At 72.2% G+C, this 17,046-nt stretch carries 17 protein-coding genes and 1 tRNA gene; 7 read left to right on the top strand and 11 right to left on the bottom strand.

The window, feature by feature from the left end; translation table 11 throughout:
• Positions 1 to 19 precede the first annotated feature (19 nt).
• Positions 20 to 514 (bottom strand): hypothetical protein, encoded by a 495-nt coding sequence (locus ACOOHC_RS11725; protein WP_420450588.1) that lies wholly within the window; start codon positions 512 to 514, stop codon positions 20 to 22.
• A complete protein-coding gene (locus tag ACOOHC_RS11730) occupies positions 511 to 1,221 on the bottom strand; it encodes a DUF2786 domain-containing protein (RefSeq protein ID WP_420450589.1) in 711 nt (236 codons plus the stop codon). The genes ACOOHC_RS11725 and ACOOHC_RS11730 overlap by 4 nt, the downstream gene beginning before the upstream one ends.
• Positions 1,222 to 1,332: 111 nt before the next feature.
• On the opposite strand from ACOOHC_RS11730, the gene ACOOHC_RS11735 reads away from it, so the two are divergent.
• The 3 genes from ACOOHC_RS11735 (at position 1,333) to ACOOHC_RS11745 (ending at position 3,585) form a co-directional block, all read left to right on the top strand.
• Entirely contained in the window at positions 1,333 to 2,004 is a 672-nt protein-coding gene (locus ACOOHC_RS11735) for a TetR/AcrR family transcriptional regulator (RefSeq protein WP_420450590.1), read from the top strand.
• Between the two features lie 45 nt (positions 2,005 to 2,049).
• Positions 2,050 to 2,124 (top strand) — tRNA-Gly (locus ACOOHC_RS11740).
• A gap of 534 nt (positions 2,125 to 2,658) precedes the next feature.
• Positions 2,659 to 3,585 carry a peptidoglycan-binding protein gene (locus ACOOHC_RS11745; protein ID WP_420450591.1) on the top strand — a complete coding sequence of 309 codons (927 nt, stop codon included), beginning with the start codon at positions 2,659 to 2,661 and terminating at the stop codon, positions 3,583 to 3,585.
• A gap of 116 nt (positions 3,586 to 3,701) precedes the next feature.
• Here the strand turns inward: ACOOHC_RS11745 and ACOOHC_RS11750 are convergent, their stop codons facing one another.
• The 9 genes from ACOOHC_RS11750 to ACOOHC_RS11790 all read right to left on the bottom strand — a co-directional run bounded on the left by ACOOHC_RS11750 (position 3,702) and on the right by ACOOHC_RS11790 (position 11,093).
• Entirely contained in the window at positions 3,702 to 4,493 is a 792-nt protein-coding gene (locus ACOOHC_RS11750) for a maleylpyruvate isomerase N-terminal domain-containing protein (protein ID WP_420450592.1), read from the bottom strand.
• 193 nt (positions 4,494 to 4,686) lie between these two features.
• Positions 4,687 to 5,655, bottom strand: coding sequence for a sigma-70 family RNA polymerase sigma factor (locus ACOOHC_RS11755; RefSeq protein ID WP_420450593.1), 969 nt, complete (start codon positions 5,653 to 5,655; stop codon positions 4,687 to 4,689).
• Complete coding sequence (locus ACOOHC_RS11760) at positions 5,652 to 5,885, bottom strand: hypothetical protein (protein ID WP_420450594.1); 234 nt, start codon at positions 5,883 to 5,885, stop codon at positions 5,652 to 5,654. Before ACOOHC_RS11760 ends, ACOOHC_RS11755 begins: the two co-directional genes overlap by 4 nt.
• A gap of 10 nt (positions 5,886 to 5,895) precedes the next feature.
• Entirely contained in the window at positions 5,896 to 6,030 is a 135-nt protein-coding gene (locus tag ACOOHC_RS11765; RefSeq protein ID WP_420450595.1) for a hypothetical protein, read from the bottom strand.
• Positions 6,027 to 6,455: a VOC family protein gene (locus ACOOHC_RS11770; protein ID WP_420450596.1), complete on the bottom strand. Its 429-nt coding sequence runs from the start codon at positions 6,453 to 6,455 to the stop codon at positions 6,027 to 6,029. The genes ACOOHC_RS11765 and ACOOHC_RS11770 overlap by 4 nt, the downstream gene beginning before the upstream one ends.
• A gap of 122 nt (positions 6,456 to 6,577) precedes the next feature.
• Entirely contained in the window at positions 6,578 to 8,302 is a 1,725-nt protein-coding gene (locus tag ACOOHC_RS11775) for a hypothetical protein (RefSeq protein WP_420450597.1), read from the bottom strand.
• Positions 8,303 to 8,311: 9 nt separating this feature from the next.
• Positions 8,312 to 9,169, bottom strand: coding sequence for an FkbM family methyltransferase (locus ACOOHC_RS11780; protein WP_420450598.1), 858 nt, complete (start codon positions 9,167 to 9,169; stop codon positions 8,312 to 8,314).
• A 189-nt stretch (positions 9,170 to 9,358) separates the two neighbouring features.
• Positions 9,359 to 9,982: a rhodanese-like domain-containing protein gene (locus tag ACOOHC_RS11785; RefSeq protein ID WP_420450599.1), complete on the bottom strand. Its 624-nt coding sequence runs from the start codon at positions 9,980 to 9,982 to the stop codon at positions 9,359 to 9,361.
• Positions 9,983 to 10,100: 118 nt separating this feature from the next.
• Positions 10,101 to 11,093: a Gfo/Idh/MocA family protein gene (locus tag ACOOHC_RS11790; RefSeq protein WP_420450600.1), complete on the bottom strand. Its 993-nt coding sequence runs from the start codon at positions 11,091 to 11,093 to the stop codon at positions 10,101 to 10,103.
• Positions 11,094 to 11,161: 68 nt separating this feature from the next.
• On the opposite strand from ACOOHC_RS11790, the gene ACOOHC_RS11795 reads away from it, so the two are divergent.
• The 4 genes from ACOOHC_RS11795 (at position 11,162) to ACOOHC_RS11810 (ending at position 16,980) form a co-directional block, all read left to right on the top strand.
• Positions 11,162 to 12,013, top strand: a complete 852-nt coding sequence (locus tag ACOOHC_RS11795; RefSeq protein WP_420450601.1) for an alpha/beta hydrolase — start codon at positions 11,162 to 11,164, stop codon at positions 12,011 to 12,013.
• 172 nt (positions 12,014 to 12,185) lie between these two features.
• Positions 12,186 to 14,288 carry a PAS domain S-box protein gene (locus ACOOHC_RS11800; RefSeq protein ID WP_420450602.1) on the top strand — a complete coding sequence of 701 codons (2,103 nt, stop codon included), beginning with the start codon at positions 12,186 to 12,188 and terminating at the stop codon, positions 14,286 to 14,288.
• Positions 14,272 to 15,864 (top strand): chemotaxis protein CheW, encoded by a 1,593-nt coding sequence (locus ACOOHC_RS11805; RefSeq protein WP_420450603.1) that lies wholly within the window; start codon positions 14,272 to 14,274, stop codon positions 15,862 to 15,864. Before ACOOHC_RS11800 ends, ACOOHC_RS11805 begins: the two co-directional genes overlap by 17 nt.
• A gap of 138 nt (positions 15,865 to 16,002) precedes the next feature.
• The gene (locus tag ACOOHC_RS11810; protein ID WP_420450604.1) at positions 16,003 to 16,980 is read left to right on the top strand and encodes a nucleoside hydrolase; all 978 of its coding nucleotides are present in this window, start codon (positions 16,003 to 16,005) and stop codon (positions 16,978 to 16,980) included.
• Positions 16,981 to 17,046 lie beyond the last annotated feature (66 nt).

Below are 17,046 nucleotides of genomic sequence, written 5' to 3' on the forward strand. Positions count from 1 at the left end.
TTCCGAGCGGTCCGCGCGCTCAGAGCGCGATCGGACCGCCGGTGGTGGGTGGTTCGGTCCAGCGACGGGTCGCGACGGGGAGCTCGGCGGCCGCGTAGGCGTGCATGAGCTGGACGACGTGGAGATCGCCTCGCCCGTCGACGCGATCCCGGTCGGTGATCGCCGCGATCACGTCGAGGTGGGCGCGCCGGAACACGGCATCGTGGCCGTGCGCGACCCCGGCGAGCGCGTGGGCGAGCTCGTGGGCGGCGGTCGCCAGCGTCGCTTGCGGACCGGCGATGCGGATCTCGCTGGCGTCTCCGACGATCCCGGTGCACCGGGTCACCGAGGATCGAGCGTCCCGGCGCGCGGCGGCGACCGAGACCGCCGGGCGCGGCCACCACGACGAGGCGACGACCTCACCGATCGCCGCCGCCACGGATTCGACGCCGACGACCTCCTCGAGGTCGGTCCCGTCGAAGGCCGCGAGCTCGGCGGCGTAGACCTGCGCCCGGTCGGCGTCGACCGCCGTCACTCCCCCGCCCCCAGCTCGCGGTGCCCACGCAGCCGGCGTCGGCCGACGTCGGCCCGATCGGCTGCGCTCTTGCCGCGCCGGTAGCCGTCGGCGGTGACGGCGGTCGGGCGAGACGCGGCGCGCACGCGCCCCCACTCGCGCTCGGCGAACTCGTCGACGCGCGCACGCCGCTCGCGCAGCGCGACGGTCGTCGGCGACTCGTCGTCGCCGTGGCGGCCCCGGCGCGCGTGCGGCGCCGCCGCGGAGTCCTCGATCGTGGTCCGCGCATCGCGCAGCAGCTCGCCGATCCGGTCGGCGAAGCCGAACAGGAAGGCCCGCCGGTCGCGCTGGGTCGCGGCACCGGTCGAGCGCTTGATCTCGGCCATCTGGCCGGCCACCTGCGCGTGGAGGGATGCGTACATGACCTCGACCACGTCGAGATCGTCGCGGTGGCCGGCGAGCATCGCGACCGCGCCGACCGGGGTCGAGCGGAACACGGTGCGCACGTCGTGGGCGTCGGCGACGTCGTGCAGCAGGGCGAGGCGGCCGCGGACGTAGGCGCCACGACCGACCTCGATCTCGATGAGCTCGAGCTCACCGAATCGGCGAGCGGTGAGGCGATCGGGGTCGATGCGGTGGCGGGCGACGAGCTCGGCGGCCTTGCGTGCGAACACGTCGGCCTCGTGCTGGTTGTCGGTCCGCGCCGACTTGTCGAGGAGCTTGCGCACCCGCTCGACCAGCGAGCTGTCGGCATCTGGCAGTGGTGGAGTCAATGGGTGGAGCTGGCGAGCGTGGTGGTGGGGGGTCGGTAGCGTACGAGCCAGCGAGGAAGGACCACCATGGCGGATTCGGTGTCGGGGGACGATGTGACGAGCGGAGACGTCGCGACGGCGATGACCGGCGACGAGACCGGCGCGCCGAGCGTCGAGGAGACGTCCGACGGGCGCACGATGCGCCGCCGACGCAACCGCGACGCGGTCATCGCGGCGTTGATCGACCTGATCATCGAGGGCGATCTCAACCCGACGGTGGCGGCGATCGCCGATCGCGCCGAGGTGTCGCACCGGTCGATCTTCCGCTACTTCGACGACCTCGACGATCTCGCCGTGACGGCGATCCAGACGGCGTTCCGCAACTTCGCCCCGTCGCTGGCGATGGAGGACCCCGGGGAGGGGACGCTCGACGAGCGCATCGACCGCTTCGTCGTCAACCAGCTCGCGACGGTGCAGCGGACCCGATCGCTGGGGCGCGTCGCCCGGGCCCGCTCGCTCACGATCCCCGAGATCGACCGGGCGCTGTCGCTGGTGTGCGACTTCCGTCGTGATCAGGTGCGCAGCCACTTCGCTCCCGAGTTCGACCAGATGACCGACGACGTCGCCGAGGCCACGGCGTGCTCGATCGTGGTGCTGATGGGTTTCGACGGCTACGACATGACCCGTCGCCACCTCGGTCACTCCGACGACGAGGTCACGGCGATCTGGACGACCACGCTGCGGTCGCTGCTCAGCTGATCCGGGTCGGTCCGAGCCCGGGCCCCGCTAGCCTCGCCCCAACTGGCGGACGTAGTTCAACGGCTAGAACCTCAGCCTTCCAAGCTGATGATGCGGGTTCGATTCCCGTCGTCCGCTCCACGCTCCGAACGAGCGAACCACTGGTCAGACCGCTTCTCTCGCCCGCTCGACCGTGCCATCGCTCGACCGCTCGTGACCGGCGTCTCCAGTACCTCGTCGCACGGATGTCGCACGAAGCAGGCGACGGCACGGCCATCGTCGACACCGGCGACCGTGCTGGTCGTGGCTCGTCGCGACGGTACCGTCCACAGCCCGTGACCGTGCAGCGGCGCTCGGCCTCGATCGAGCAGCCCGTCGGTCCTTGACCCACCCGGTCTCAAGCTCTACTTTAGGTCGAGCGGCCCGAGCAGCTCGAGCCGATGGTCACGATGGCGGAGACGACCCATGAGAACGACACCGACGACCACACCCGTGAGCCGGACGATCGGCCGGTCTCCCCTTCGTGCATCCGTCCGACGGCGGGCGGCCGTCGTCCTCGCTGCCGTTGCGATCGTCGCGACGACGCAGGCGGCGCCGACCGTCGCGGCCCCCGCCACGCCACGCACATCGCAGTTCGCAGCCGACGACCTCGCGGAGGGCTCGATCGGTCCGCGGGTGGTGCAGCTGCAACAGGCCTTGATCGAGGGCGGCGCCTACCTGCCCGGCGGCGCCGACGGGGTGTTCGGTCCGGCGACGACGAGCGCGATCGAGAGCTTCCAGACGTGGAACGCCCTGCCACGGACCGGCTCGCTCGATGCGACGACGGTCCGTCGCCTCGGGCTCTCGTCGAACGACACGAGCTCGACGTCGCGATCCCCGTACGCCGAGCTGGCACCGGGGTCACGGGGTCGACTGGTGGTCGACGTGCAGCACGCCCTTCTCGCCACCGGCCTCGTCATCCACGGAGGCGCCGACGGGGTGTTCGGGCCGGCGACGCGACGGGCGCTGAAGGCGTTCCAGCGCGTGAACGGGATGTCGGAGACCGGGGAGATGTCCGAGCGCGCCGCCCGGCTGCTCGACCCCGCCGCCGCGACGGGATCGCCGGACCGCGATCAGCGGGCGTCGTCACGGTCGACGAACGCTCCGACGTGGACCCACCTCGAGCGGTTCCCCGTGCAGGGGACCTGCGCGTACGGCGACACCTGGCACGCGCCCCGATCGGACGGGCGCGTCCACGAGGGGATCGACTTCATCGCGGCGACCGGCAACCTGCTCTACGCCGTCTCCGACGGCACGATCACCACCCAGTACCTCGACGGCGTCCACCAGCTGTCCGGCAACGGCCTCATCCTGACGGCCGATGACGGCACCTACTTCGTGTACCTGCACCTGTCGGCGTTCGCGCCGGGCGTCACGCTGGGCTCGGAGGTCGAGACCGGCGACGTGATCGGCTACGTCGGCGACACCGGCAGCAGCGCCACCCCGCACCTGCACTTCGAGATCCACCCCGGTGGCGGCGCGGCGATCAACCCCTACCCGTACGTGCGGGCGATCGACGCCTGCGACGACACGCGGGCCCGGCACCCGTCGCCGTCCGGCTGACACGACGTCGAGGGATCGGCGGTCGAGGCCACGCCTCGCCGGTTCGGCTCCGCCGTCGTCGGAGGGTAGCGAGCGAGGCCGTCTCGCCGTCCAGAAGACCCGTCTGGCCCGTGCCGTCACACGATGTTGAGCGCGTCGAGGAAGGTCGCCGCCATCGCCTCGTCGCCGGTCACGGTGCACGACTCGCGCCAGGGGGTGCGGACGGTGCCCCACAGGACGAAGTCGTGCGCGCTCGACGTCACGGTCGCGTCAGCGTCGCCGTCCGGCGCCTCGACCACGATGTCGTCACCGCCGCGCACCAGATCCCAGGCGCCGCCTCCCGGGCCGGTGAGCTCGAGTCGCAGACGGCCGCTGAGCTGATCCACGAGCCCGGGCTGCATCTGCGGCAGCCCCGTGAGCATCCACCCGACCGCGGGTCCGAGCTGGTCGTCGTCCGTCGGCGGGAGCTCGCGGCGGATCGGACCGTCCGGCGCGAGCAGGTCGATCCGGAGGTGGCAGTAGTGATCGAACGCGTACGCGTCCGCCAGCTGGTTCATCGGGTACGAACCGAGGTCGGCGAGCGCGATGACGGTCGACGCCGCCGGCTCCTCCTGCAGCGCGCCCATCGCGGCGAGCGCACCGTCGCAGTACTCGAGGTACTCGTCGCGGACCTGCTCGTTCGTCCAGTCGGTGCGAGGCGCGACGAGCAGGTCCATCATCCGCTCGGCCGGGAGGTCGACGGGCTCGGCCGGTGGGTCCGACGGCTCGACGACCTCCTTGTAGTTCGAGCTCATGTGCGCGACGAGGTCCTTCACGGTCCATCCGTCGCACCCGCTCCGCATCGCCCACTCCTCGGGCGTGAGCGAGGTGATGACCTGCTTGACCTCGTCGACGCTGCGGGTCAACGACTCGAGTGCTGGGCGTGACATGGGCACCTCTTCCTCGATCGGCACGTGGCGGCCGACGGATCGCGCCGGCGACCCACCGGCCCCGACGGTACGCGCGACGACCGCTGCGATCCCGGGTCGGACGGTCCTCGCGCAGGACGGACCTCGCGGCTCGCGTGCTCGTTCGTCGACGGCCCGGCCCGGCCCGATCGTCCGCGCCGACGCCGGATCCGCCTCAGTCGAGCCGGAGCGGGAAGCCGAAGCGGGGGAAGCACTCCGCGGTGTCGAGGAAGAAGTGCAGCGCTGCGACCCGGTCGTCGCGGAACTCCACGACCTGCAACGCCCACGGTGAGAACCCGCCGGCGGGGTCCGGCTTGTACTGGGCGAACGCCGGGCAGCCGTTGGCACGACCCGCCACGAGGCGCGACCCGGCGCACCCGGCGCCGGGGCCGAGGTAGAACGTGCGCAGGTCGTCCACGCCGCTCAGCCACATCGCGTAGGGCGGCATCGTCTGGATGACGTCGTCGTGGAGCACGGCGGTGAGCGCGTCCATGTCGTAGCGCTCGAAGGCGTCCACGTAGCGAGCGAGGAGCGCCGGGTCCGGCTCCCGGCGCGGCCCCGCGGCCGGCGACGGCGCCTCGGCCAACGTCGCCCGCGCCCGCTGCAGCGCGCTGTTGACCGACGCGACGGTGGTGTCGAGCAGCTCAGCGGTCTCGGCCGCCGGCCACGCGAGCACGTCGCACAGGACGAGCGCGGCGCGCTGGCGGGCGGGGAGGCGCTGCAACGACGTCACGAACGCGAGCCGAACCGACTCGCGCGCTTCGGCGACCGCAGCCGGATCGGCGGCCGGGGCAAGGACGCGGTCGTCGGCGACCGGTGACACCCACCGGTCCTCGGGGAGGACGTCGGCGAGGTTGGCGGGGTCGGGCGTGCGTGCCGGTCCGAGGTCGACCGACATCGCCCGGCGCTGGGGGCTGCGGTGCATGTCGATGCACACGTTGTGGGCGATCCGGTACAGCCAGTTCTTGATGCTGGCCCGTCCCTCGAAGCGGTCGGCCGCCTGCCAGGCGCGGATGAAGGTCTCCTGCACCGCGTCCTCGGCCTCCGAGCCGGAGCCCAGCATCCGGTAGCAGTACCCGGTGAGACCGCGGCGGTGGGTCTCGAGCTCGTCGGCGACCGAGGTGGTTGCGGGCACGGTCGTCATCGTAGGTTCCTGTTCGCAGCGTCGAGGGTCGGTGCCGGGTGGGGCGGGTCGAGGGTCGGTGCCGGGTCGGGTGGGTCGCGATCCGGGCCGATGTCGAACACGTCGGCGGCGCCGGTCAGTCGGAGCAGGTCCAGCAGTGCCGGGTCGGGGTCGACGAGGGCGACTCGGCACCCGAGTCGCCGGGCGGCCAACGCCGCCCGGCACAGCTCGTCCACCGCGTCGAGGTCCATCGGCGCCGTGTCAGTCGGAGTCGTCGGCGGCGGGTCGCGACGCGGCGACGTCGATGCGCACCACCTGGACCGACGTGCAGGACGCCGCAGCGGCCCCGGCGTCGGAGCGGAGGTCGGGGACGGTCGGGGGCGACGCGTCCGTCACGACGCCTCCTCGGCGGCGGGCTCGACGTTGACCATCCACGAGACGCCGAAGCGGTCCCAGCACGACCCGAACAGCGGCGCCCAGAAGGTCGGCTCGAGCGGCATCTGGACCTCGCCGCCATCGGCGAGCTCGGCGAAGACCCGCCGGGCCTCGTCCTGGTCGGTGAGCGTCAGGTTCACGGCGAAGCCGGACATGCGACCGCCGTCGCCGGTCGGGTCGTCGGACGCCATGATCAGATCGCCGTCGCCGAACATCAGCGCCGCGTGCATGACGGCGCCGTCGGGCACGTCGAAGGGCGGGGCCTCCTCGTCGGCGGGGAGGTCGTCGAAGCCGAGGATGTTCAGCTCGCCTCCGAGGATCTCGTGGTAGCGGGTCATGGCCTCGCGGGTGGTGCCGGTGAGCACCAGGTACGGGTGGACGGACATCGTTCGGTTCCTCTCGTGGTTCGGGATGGTCACCCGTGCAGACGGAGCGGCCCACCGGATCTCATCGGCCGCCGGGGATCCACCGGTGGAGAGCCCGATCGGGTCGGCGCGGGACCGACGGATCAGATCACCTCGCGGGCGACGACGAACCGGAAGACGGCGCGCAGGTCCTGGTCGACGAGCCGCTCCGGGTCGATCGCGTCACCCACGAGCGGGCGCAGGTCGTCGAGCAGGGTCCGGCGGAAACGGCGCGTCCGCAGCGCTCCCGAACGAGCGAGGTCGCGGACCTTCTCCGTCGCGCGCTCGTGCACCGTCCAGTCGCGGCGCGGGTCGACGGCCACCAGCCCGCCATCGTCGGCGGCTCGGAACGGCCTCGTCCCGGAGAAGACCGGGATCGACAGCACCTCGGGGTCGAGGGCCCGGATCAGAGCGAGCTGGAACCGGTCCCCGCGCCTCCACTCGGGCGGCACCGACAGCACCCGCAGCAGCAGGTCGCTCGTCATGTGCGGAGCGAGCGCGAACGCCCACTCGTTGAACGCGACGGTGTTGAACGCGTCCTTGCTCACGTAGGCGAACCCGAACACGACCATCGCATCCGCCACGCCGAAGCGCCCGTCGTGGCGCGCCACGCCGAGCTGGTCGGCGAGCGACTCCAGGTCTCCCGCCATCCGCTCGAGGTACCGGTGTCGGTCGGTCGCCGATCGGAGCACACCGAGGTACGGCGCGGCCCAGCGGCGCGCGAACTCGACGGCATCCACCGCCTCGGTCCACTCCCAGACCTTCTTGTTGGTGAACCCCGGGCTGTACCCGCCGAGCTGCAGCGGAGGGATCGTGGCGGCGGGCCCCGCCGCGGCCATCTCCGCCATCACCCCGGCCGTCGCTCCGTAGGGCAGCGAGAACCCGAACCGGTCGCGCAGCGCGGCGCGCTCGACCGCCGTCCACGGCCGATCCTGGCGCCAGTCCAGGATCGTGAGCGGCACGTCGAGGTGCGCCGACAGCGATCGCGCCGCGGTGAGGTCCTGGCGCCGGGTGTTGGTCATCGCGCTGTTCCCCGCGCCGTACAGCAAGCGCGAGGGGCTGCCGAAGCGGTGCGCGGCGGCGGCCACCAGCCGCGAATCGAGCCCTCCGGTGACGTTGACCCCGTAGTCCGGCCCGGTCGCGAGGGCCGCGACGAGGCGCTCGGTCGCTGCGGTGTACTCCTCGACCGCCGCCGCCTCGCTCGACGGTGCCGGGCGCAGCGCCACCGGTGGGCCGTCGACGAGGCGCGACGTCCACCCCGCCGGCGTCTCGCGCAGGTCGACGAACTGATGTCCCCGGATCGCGGCGACGCCGTGGACCGCGCTGCGACCGGCGATCCCCCGGTGACCGTGGAACGCGGCGAGCAGCGCGCCGTCGACATCGATCGGCTCGTCGATCCAGTCGACGACGGACACGTCACCGAGCGCCGTCGCGACGACGAAGTCGCCGTCGCGCTCGGTGAGGAACAGCTCGGCGCTGCAGACCTCGTCGCACATCACCGCCACCCGGTCGTCGCGCCGCACCGCGAGGGCGTAGTGGCCCAACACCTCGTCGCGCACCCGAGACGGGTCATCGCGGTCGAACCGCGAGGCGACCACGTCGAGCGCGGCGTCCTCCCACCGTCCGTCCCACGTCGCGTAGGTGCCGGTCCCGACGACCCACGACCGCTCGTCGGCGACGGAGGTGTTGCGGTGGACGATGCGACGCTTGCGGGCGGCGGCGACGAACAGCGTTCCGGGGATCCGCGTCCACTCGAGGCCGCTGGCACGCCAGCGGTCGACGACCCGATCGAAGACGTCGCCGCGGTTCGTGATGACGAGGCGTGCCATCCGGCAGGTCTAGGTGGCGGCGGTTCGCTCGAGCAGGTAGCACGACGCCTCGCGGGCGACGACGTCGAACCCGAGCTCGCGCAGCCTCCGGCGAACGGAGCGCACCCCCGTGAGGCCGATGATGAACGGGTGGAGCTCGACGAGCACCAGCCGCACCCGGCTCAGGTCGGCGAAGTCGAAGAACTCGACCTCACCGCCCTGGATGTCGACGACGAGCACCGTGGCGCCGGTCGCGGCGAGGTGCTCGTCGGCCGGCTCGACCGGCACCTCGACGGGCCGCGTCGTGTCGCCGGCGAGCTGCGCGGACGAGTGCGAGAAGCGCTCGGCGAGGTGGAACGTGCGCGTGCCACGGCGCTCGCCGAGCATGACCATGTTCAACGTCGGTGAGACCCCGTTGAGCTCGTAGTTGTCGCGGATCAGCGACTCGAGCTCGGGGTTCGCCTCGTAGGCGTGGACGGCCGCCGACCCGATCGCCATCGCGCACGCGGTCGAGACCATCCCGATCCCGCTCCCCAGCTCCATCACGACGTCGTCGGGGCGCAGGCGATCGACGACGAGGGCGCGCTCGTGGATCGTGTGCCGACCGGCCATCAGCTTGCGGATGTTGAACTCCGACATCCGCTCGTCGATGCGCATCGTGATCCCGTCGACCTCGATCGTCTCGCCGTACGCCGGCAGCGGCCCCTGCGCCGTGTGCGGGTGCGGGGTCGGGCCGACGACCTTCTCGCGCAGCTCGAAGTAGCGGCGCCGAGCGACGGTGCGGAGGTGGTCGGCGGTGACGCGTGCGTCCGCCGTCCACGACTCGAGCCGGGATCCGGGCCCGTCGTCGCTCGGTGCGGTGTCGTCGGTCGTCGTGTCGAGGTCCATGAGCGGGTTCCGGGTCCGGGTGGGCGATCGTGGCGATCGCGCCCGGTGGCGAACCTCGACGCTACCGGCGCTTCGGCGACCGGCGGCCGGGACCGTGAACCGTCGCCGCGTCGCGGACGTCGACGGACCCGCGCCGATCGCGCACGCCCGGGCCTTCCCGGGCCGCACGGCGACGCCCGTCCGATCCGGTCAGCGACCGGCGCGCATCTCGGCGATCACCTCGTCGACGTCGCCCCCGGCGTTGTACGGGAGCCGAGCGAGCACGGCGCCCAGCGCGCAGGTGTCGCTCAGCGCCGAGAACGTGAGCCCGGTGGCCACGGCGCCGGACAGCCACTTGGCGCGCGGCACGAAGATCGACCCGACGATCCCGACCAGCGAGATCGAACCGGCGACGAGCCGGATCTGGCGGTCCATCGCCCACGTCGTCGACCGGCCACGGGTGACCTCGCCGCCCGAGGAGATCCACCCGTCGACCCCGCCGACGAGGACGCGCAGCCGGGTGGCGCCCGCGGCGGTGAGCGTCGCGCGCGCCCGCTCGGCACGCTCACCCGAGCGGCACACGACGACCATCGGACGGTCGACGAGGGCGACGGCGCGGGCGCGCTCGTCGAGCGATCCGAGCGGGACGTTGCGCGACCCGGGGATGTGGACCCCGGCGAACTCGCCACCGGTGCGCACGTCGAGGACGAGCGCGGCCGGGTCCGCCTCGAGCAGGTCGCGCAGGCCGGCGGGGTCGATCACCTCGGTGCCGCCGAGGGCCGCCGGCGCACCCGCGGTCGGATCGGTCGTCGGAGCGGTCGCTGTGACGGTCATGGCCGGTGACCGTACGTTCGGTCGGCGGGTTTCCACCCGTGCCCACCGGCACGCGACGCAGGGCGGCGGCACCGACGCGACGGGCGTCGATCGCTCGGCACCCCGGCGCACGGACGGCTCAGTCGACGGCGGGGCGCGGGTCGAGCCCGGCCGCCCGGTAGCAGGCGTCGACGATCTCCATCGTGCGCACCCCGTCGGCGGCCGTCGTCGCGAAGCCCGCCCCCGCGGTCACCGCGTCCCGGAACGCCACGAGCTGGTGCACGTAGGTCACCGAGTCGGAGACCTCGTGGGTGGTCGTCTCTCCCTCCACGTCGACGGAGATCGAGGCGCCGTGCTGCGGTGCGAGGGGGTTCGAGGCGAGCATCGTGCCGCGCTCGCCCACGACGCGCAGGAACGCCACCACGTCGGCGGCCTCCGCGATCATCGACGAGCGGACGGTGCCGGTGACCCCCGAAGGCCAGCGCAGCTCGGCGGTGAGCGCACCGTCGACCCCCTCGACCGGGCAGGTGGCGGTCGCCGACACGACCTGCGGATCGGCACCGGCCGCGAAGCGTGCCCACTGGATCGAGTAGCACCCCAGGTCCATCGTCGACCCGCCCCCGAGCGAGAGGTCCCAGCGGATGTCGTCGCGGCCGATCCGGCCGACGGGGATGTCGAACGCGGCCTCGACGCGATCGAGGCGCCCGAGGACCCCCGAGCCGATCACGTCGCCGATCTGAGCGGCCATCGGGTGGTGGCGCCAGTGGTACGCCTCCATCACGACCACGTCGGCACCGGCGGCCGCGTCGGCGATGCGTCGTGCGTCGTCAGCGTTGGCGGCGAGCGGCTTCTCGCACAGCACGTGCTTGCCGGCCTCGATCGAGCGGATCGCCCACTCCCGATGCAGCGAGGCGGGCGTGGCGACGTAGATCGCGTCGACATCGGGCGACTCGATCAGCTCGTCGTAGGAGCCGATCGCCCGGTCGATCCCCCACCGCCGCGCGGCCTGTCGGGCGCGGTCGAGGTCGCGTGCCGCGACGGCGACGACCTCCACGCCCTCGACGTGGGCCGCCGGCTCGACGACCGCCGACTCGGCGATCCGCGACGCTGCCAGCAACCCGATCCTGAGCACCCACGGACGCTAGCCAGCCTGGCGGTGCCGCTGCGAGAGCGCGACCGGGCGTCTGCGACAGTGAGCGCATGGACGAGTCCACGATCACCATCGAGACGAACGACGGCCAGGAGCTGCAGACGTACCGCTGGAGCCCGGGGTCGGAACCGACGGCCGCCGTCCAGATCCAGCACGGGCTCGCCGAGCACGCAGGGCGGTACCGGCGCGTCGCCGAGCAGCTCACGGCCGCCGGCTTCGTCGTCTACGCCCCCGACTCGCGCGGCGCCGGCAGGAGCGCCGTCGACGGGTACGGGGCGTGGGGAGACGACGGGTGGGACGGTTGGGTCGACGACGTCGGGCGCCTCGTGGACCGGATCCGCGACGAGCACCCCGATCTGCGGCTCGGCCTGCTCGGCCACAGCATGGGTTCGTTCGCGTCCCAGCAGTACCTGCTCGACCGCTCCGACACCGTCGACGCCGTCGTGCTCTCGGGCAGCACCGAGGTCGGGTGGCTCGTCGACGTGCTGGACTCCGACGAACCGGCCGATCTGAGCACCTTCAACGCCGGCTTCGAGCACCGCACCGGCTTCGAGTGGCTCAGCCGCGACGACGCCGAGGTCGACGCCTACGTCGCCGACCCGGCGTGCGGGTGGGAGGCGCCGCCGATCGGCGGGATCGCCTCGCTCGCCGCCGCCGCCGACCCCGAGCGCGTCGCGTCCGTGCGCGCCGACCTCCCGATCCTGCTGCTGTCGGGCACCGACGACCCCCTCGCCCAGGGAGGTGCGGCGATCGAGACGCTGGCCGAGCGCTACCGCGCGGCCGGGGTCACCGACGTCGAGGTCCGCCTCCACGACGGCGGTCGTCACGAGATGCTCAACGAGACGAACCGCGACGAGGTCACCGCCCAGATCGTCGCGTTCCTCGACCGCACGCTCACCTGACGAGGGGCGCCACGTCGCGCCTGCGAGCCGGCGGGGTCGACTCATGCCGACGCACCAGCGTCGCCGGTCGAGGCCGCCACCTCGTGGCGTCACCGATCCGTCGCCGGACGATCTCCCCCGAACGAGGGATCGAGCCGCGGTCCCCGAGATCCAGGGGGGATCATCCGACAGCATGAGCGCGACACGCACCTCGGCGTCCGACACCACCGACACCGCCTCCGAGCTCGAGATCGACGCGCAGGCGATCGCGGCCGCGATCGACCGATCGCAGGCGGTGATCGAGTTCCACCTCGACGGCACCGTCATCGCGGCGAACCGGAACTTCCTCGACGCGATGGGCTACGAGCTGGCCGAGATCCTCGGTCAGCACCACCGCATCTTCTGCGAGGAATCGCTCGTGCGCTCCGAGGAGTACGTCGAGTTCTGGAAGCGGCTGGGATCGGGCGAGTTCTCCTCCGGCGAGTTCAAGCGGATCAAGCGCAGCGGCGAGGAGATCTGGCTGCAGGCGACGTACAACCCGATCTTCGACGCCGACGGCCAGCCCGTGAAGGTCGTCAAGTTCGCCAGCGACATCACCGACCAGAAGCAGCGCACCGCCGAGTACCTCGGCAAGGTCACCGCCATCGACCGCGCCCAGGCCGTCATCGAGTTCGACCTCGACGGCACGATCCTCGACGCCAACCGCAACTTCTGCGAGGCCATGGGCTACGCAGCCGCCGAGATCCAGGGCAAGCACCACCGCATCTTCTGCGACGACGACCACGCGAGCTCCGAGGAGTACGTTGAGTTCTGGGAGCGGCTGGGATCGGGCGAGTTCTCCTCCGGCGAGTTCAAGCGGATCAAGCGCAGCGGCGAGGAGATCTGGCTGCACGCCACGTACAACCCGATCTTCGACGCCGACGGCCGGCCCGTGAAGGTCGTCAAGTTCGCCAGCGACATCACCGACCAGAAGCAGCGCACCGCCGAGTACCTCGGCAAGGTCACCGCCATCGACCGCGCCCAGGCCGTCATCGAGTTCGACCTCGACGGCACGATCCTCGACGCCAACCGCAACTTCTGCGAGGCCATGGGCTACGCAGCCGCCGAGATCCAGGGCAAGCACCACCGCATCTTCTGCGACGACGACTACGCGAGCTCCGAGGAGTACCGCGACTTCTGGGCGCGGCTGCGCACGGGGGAGTTCTCCTCCGGCGAGTTCCAGCGTCGGAACAAGGCCGGCGACGAGATCTGGCTGCACGCCACGTACAACCCGATCTTCGACGCCGACGGCCGGCCCGTGAAGGTCGTCAAGTTCGCCAGCGACATCACCGACCAGACGCTCACCGCCGCCGAGTCGGCCGGCAAGGTCACCGCCATCGACCGCGCCCAGGCCGTCATCGAGTTCGACCTCGAAGGTCACGTGCTCGACGCCAACGAGAACTTCCTCCGGGCGATGGGCTACTCGCTGCGTGAGATCGTGGGGCAGCACCACAGCCTGTTCTGCACGAAGGAGCACATCCAGTCCGCCGAGTACCGGGACTTCTGGATCGGCCTCGGCAAGGGCGAGTTCACCAGCGGGCGCTTCCACCGCATCGGCAAGTTCGAGCGAGACGTCTACATCCAGGCGACCTACAACCCGATCCTCGACCTGTCGGGGAAGGTCGTGAAGATCGTCAAGTTCGCCTTCGACGTCACCGACCAGGTCGTCCGGGAGCGCCAGATCGAGCAGCACACGGCCGAGATGTTCGAGGCCGTGAGCAACCTGTCGGGTTCCATCGACCAGATCGCGACCAACTCGCGCGACGCCGAGGGACAGGCGTCCACCGCACGGTCCGGAGCGGACTGCGGGGCGACGGCGCTGCGGCAGGCGATCGAGTCGATCGAAGCGATGCAGCGGTCGTCGGCGACCATGGGTGACATCGTCGAGACGATGGCCGAGATCGCCAACCAGACCAACCTGCTCGCCTTCAACGCCTCGATCGAGGCGGCGCGCGCCGGCGAGCAGGGCGTCGGCTTCTCGATCGTCGCCGGCGAGGTCCGCAAGCTGGCCGAGCGGTCGGCCCAGGCCGCGCAGCAGATCGGCGAGCTGATCGACGACACCGTGCGACGCATCGACCAGGGGTCCGCCGTGTCGAAGCAGGCGGCGCGGTCCTTCGAGCAGATCACCGAGAGCGTCGCTCTGACCGACGACGCGATCCAGGAGATCGCCGCCGCCACCCAGATCCAGGTGGGAGCGTCGGACACCGTCCGCGAGCTCATCGGACGGATCGCAGCGAGCGATGCCGGCGCTCGCTGACACCGCCGAGCGCTCGATCGACCTCGCGGGCCGCCCGGGCGACTCCGTGCCCTTCGGGTTCCTGCGCATCGGCAGCGTCGACGTCGCGATCGCGCTCGAGCTCGTGCTCGAGGTCGTGCCCCGACCGCCCACGTCGAGCCAGCTGCTCCTCGGTGCCGGTGAGCCCGTCGGCGCGATGGACCTGCGCGGGGTCGTGGTCCCGGTGGCGGACATCCGTCCGCGACTCGGTCGCACGAGCGGCCGTCCGGAGTCCGACGACGACGTGGTGATCGTCGCCCACCGGGGGCGGGTGTTCGGTCTGCTGGCGGAGGAGGTCAACGGCATCCGCCGCATCCCGGTCGACGACCTCCGGCCCGTCCACCTCAACGACGGGTCGACCGCGCTCCTCTCGCACACCTTCCTGCACCCCGACGAGGGACACGTCGTCAGCGTCGTCGACGTCGACCGCCTGATGGCTCTCCCGGAGGTGCCCACGGTCGACTCCCGCCCCACCGAGTCCGCCTCCGTCGCCGCCACCGCTCGCGATCGGCGCCACCTGACCCTCTTCCGGTGCGCGGATCGGATCCTCGCGGTCGATGTCGACGACGTCCACACCGTCCTGCCGGGGACGGCTCCCTCCGCCTCCGCGCTGGCCGGCGGGTCGTGCTTCGGTGTGGTCCCCTTCGCCGGTCGACAGGTCGCCGTCGTCGACCCGCTCGCGGTCACCGGCATCGGGCGCTTCGCACCGGAGGGGGTCGCGGAGGGGGCCGGGATGGTCCTCGCGGTGGACGACGGCTTCGTCGTCCTCGCGATGACCGAGCCGCTCGACATCGTCGCCGTGGCGCCCGGTGAGATCCAGCGCATCGATCCCTCCGTGGTGCGACGACCCGACCTCTTCGACGGCATGATCGAGATCGACGGTCTCGGCATCTGCTTCGTCGTCGACACCGCTCGGCTCCGGGTCGAACCCCCGATCGAGGCGCTCGCGACGTTGACGACCGCCGGGGACGCCTCCCCCGACGCCGCCGACGACGAGGGGTCGGTCCCGGCGGACGCGGGGACGAGCTTCGTCGTGTTCGAGATCGACACCGACCACGACGGCGGCGGACGGGCGGTCGAGGTGGCGGCGCGGTTGGACGAGGTCGAGGAGATCCTGCCTCACACCTGCGACCTGCTGCCCACCGACGGGCACCCCGCGGTCCTCGGCGTGCTCTCCCACCGCGACGGGATGGTTCCGGTCGCGTGCCTGTCCACCCTGGTGGGGCGCCGTCCGATCCGCCGCACCGCCGCGTCCTGCCTGCTCCTCGTGCGCACCGGCGACGACACCGTCGCGTTCGCGGTCGACCACCTGGTCGACATCGCTCCGCTCGATCGCCGCTACCCGGGCCGAGCGAGCGTGCCCTCGACCTCCGACGACGCCACGGTCGTCACGCTCGGCGACTCGACGCGCATGCGGCTCGAGGCGCACCTCGCGCTCCTCGCGGCGCAGCTCGGACGCTCGCACGACGCCCCCCGCGAGGTCGCGGGAGCGCCGGAGGGCGACGCCGTGCCGGCCCCGGCGACCGACGCCCGACTCGAGCGCCACACCGCCGCCTGACCCCGCCCCGGCGGCCGAGGGACGCACATCCACGCCGAGCAGGTCGCGATCGGACCGACCGAGATCGCCATCGGCCGCGGAGACCGTACGCTCGCGCCTCGAGACCGGCGCGTCGACCGGGCTCGACGGATGACCGCCGTGACCGCCACCCCCCACCCGCTGCTCGTCGACACCGACCTCGCCACGGACCCCGACGACCTGCTCGCGCTGCTCCACGTGGCGTCGAGTCCCGAGTTCGATCTCCGAGCGATCACCACGACCTACGGAGACACCGAGCTGCGGGCGCGCATCGCCCGGGAGGTCTGCGACGAGCTCGGGATCTCACCGACCGTCGCGACGGGTCCGACCTCGCCGATCTCGGGCCGTGCGATCTGGTACGCCGGCAACGAGCGCGGGCAGCTGCACCGCACCTCGACCGATCACGACGAGCGGTTCGGCGACGCGGTCGAGACGATCCTGGAGCTGTCGCGCACCTTCGCCGGCGAGCTGCAGATCGTCGCGATCGGTCCGCTGACGAACCTCGCGCTGGCCGTGACGGCCGACCCGAAGCTGCCCGAGCGCGTCGACCGGCTCGCCCTGATGGGAGGCGACTTCTCCGACGACTCCCCCGACCCGCACGACGCCGAGCACAACCTGCGCTGCGACGCCGACGCGGCGCGGATCGTGTTCGAGGCCGGGTTCGACGCGCTGGTCATCGGCGTGGACCAGACCCGCCGGCTCCCGGTGTCGGAATCCGACACCGCGCGCTGGATCGGTGATGGTGGCTCCGCCGCCCGTCGACGGGTCGAGCGCGACCTCGACTGGTGGCACGGCTACAACGATTCGACGGACACCCTCGTCCACGACCCGCTCGCCGCCCTGATGCTCTCCCATCCCGAGCTGTTCGAGTTCGAGACCGCGCCGTTCACGGTCGACACCGCGCCCTCGGAGGGGCGGATCGTCCGGCGGGGATCTCGCCCCGTGCGCGTCGTGCGCTCCGTCGACGAGCGGGCGCGCTCGCTGATCGTCGAGCGCGTCGCGGCGAGCCTGGACGCCGCACCGGGTGACGATCCCGCACGCGCCGGGGACGATCCGGGCGCCGCACCCGCACCGACGAGCGGTGACGACGCCCGTTGAGCGGAGCGCCGCAGCGGCGCGCGCGGTGCGACTCCGGGAACGAGCGGACGGGCGCCGTTCGGTACG

This window comes from Ilumatobacter sp., assembly GCF_965215205.1.
GTDB lineage: Bacteria > Actinomycetota > Acidimicrobiia > Acidimicrobiales > Ilumatobacteraceae > Ilumatobacter_A.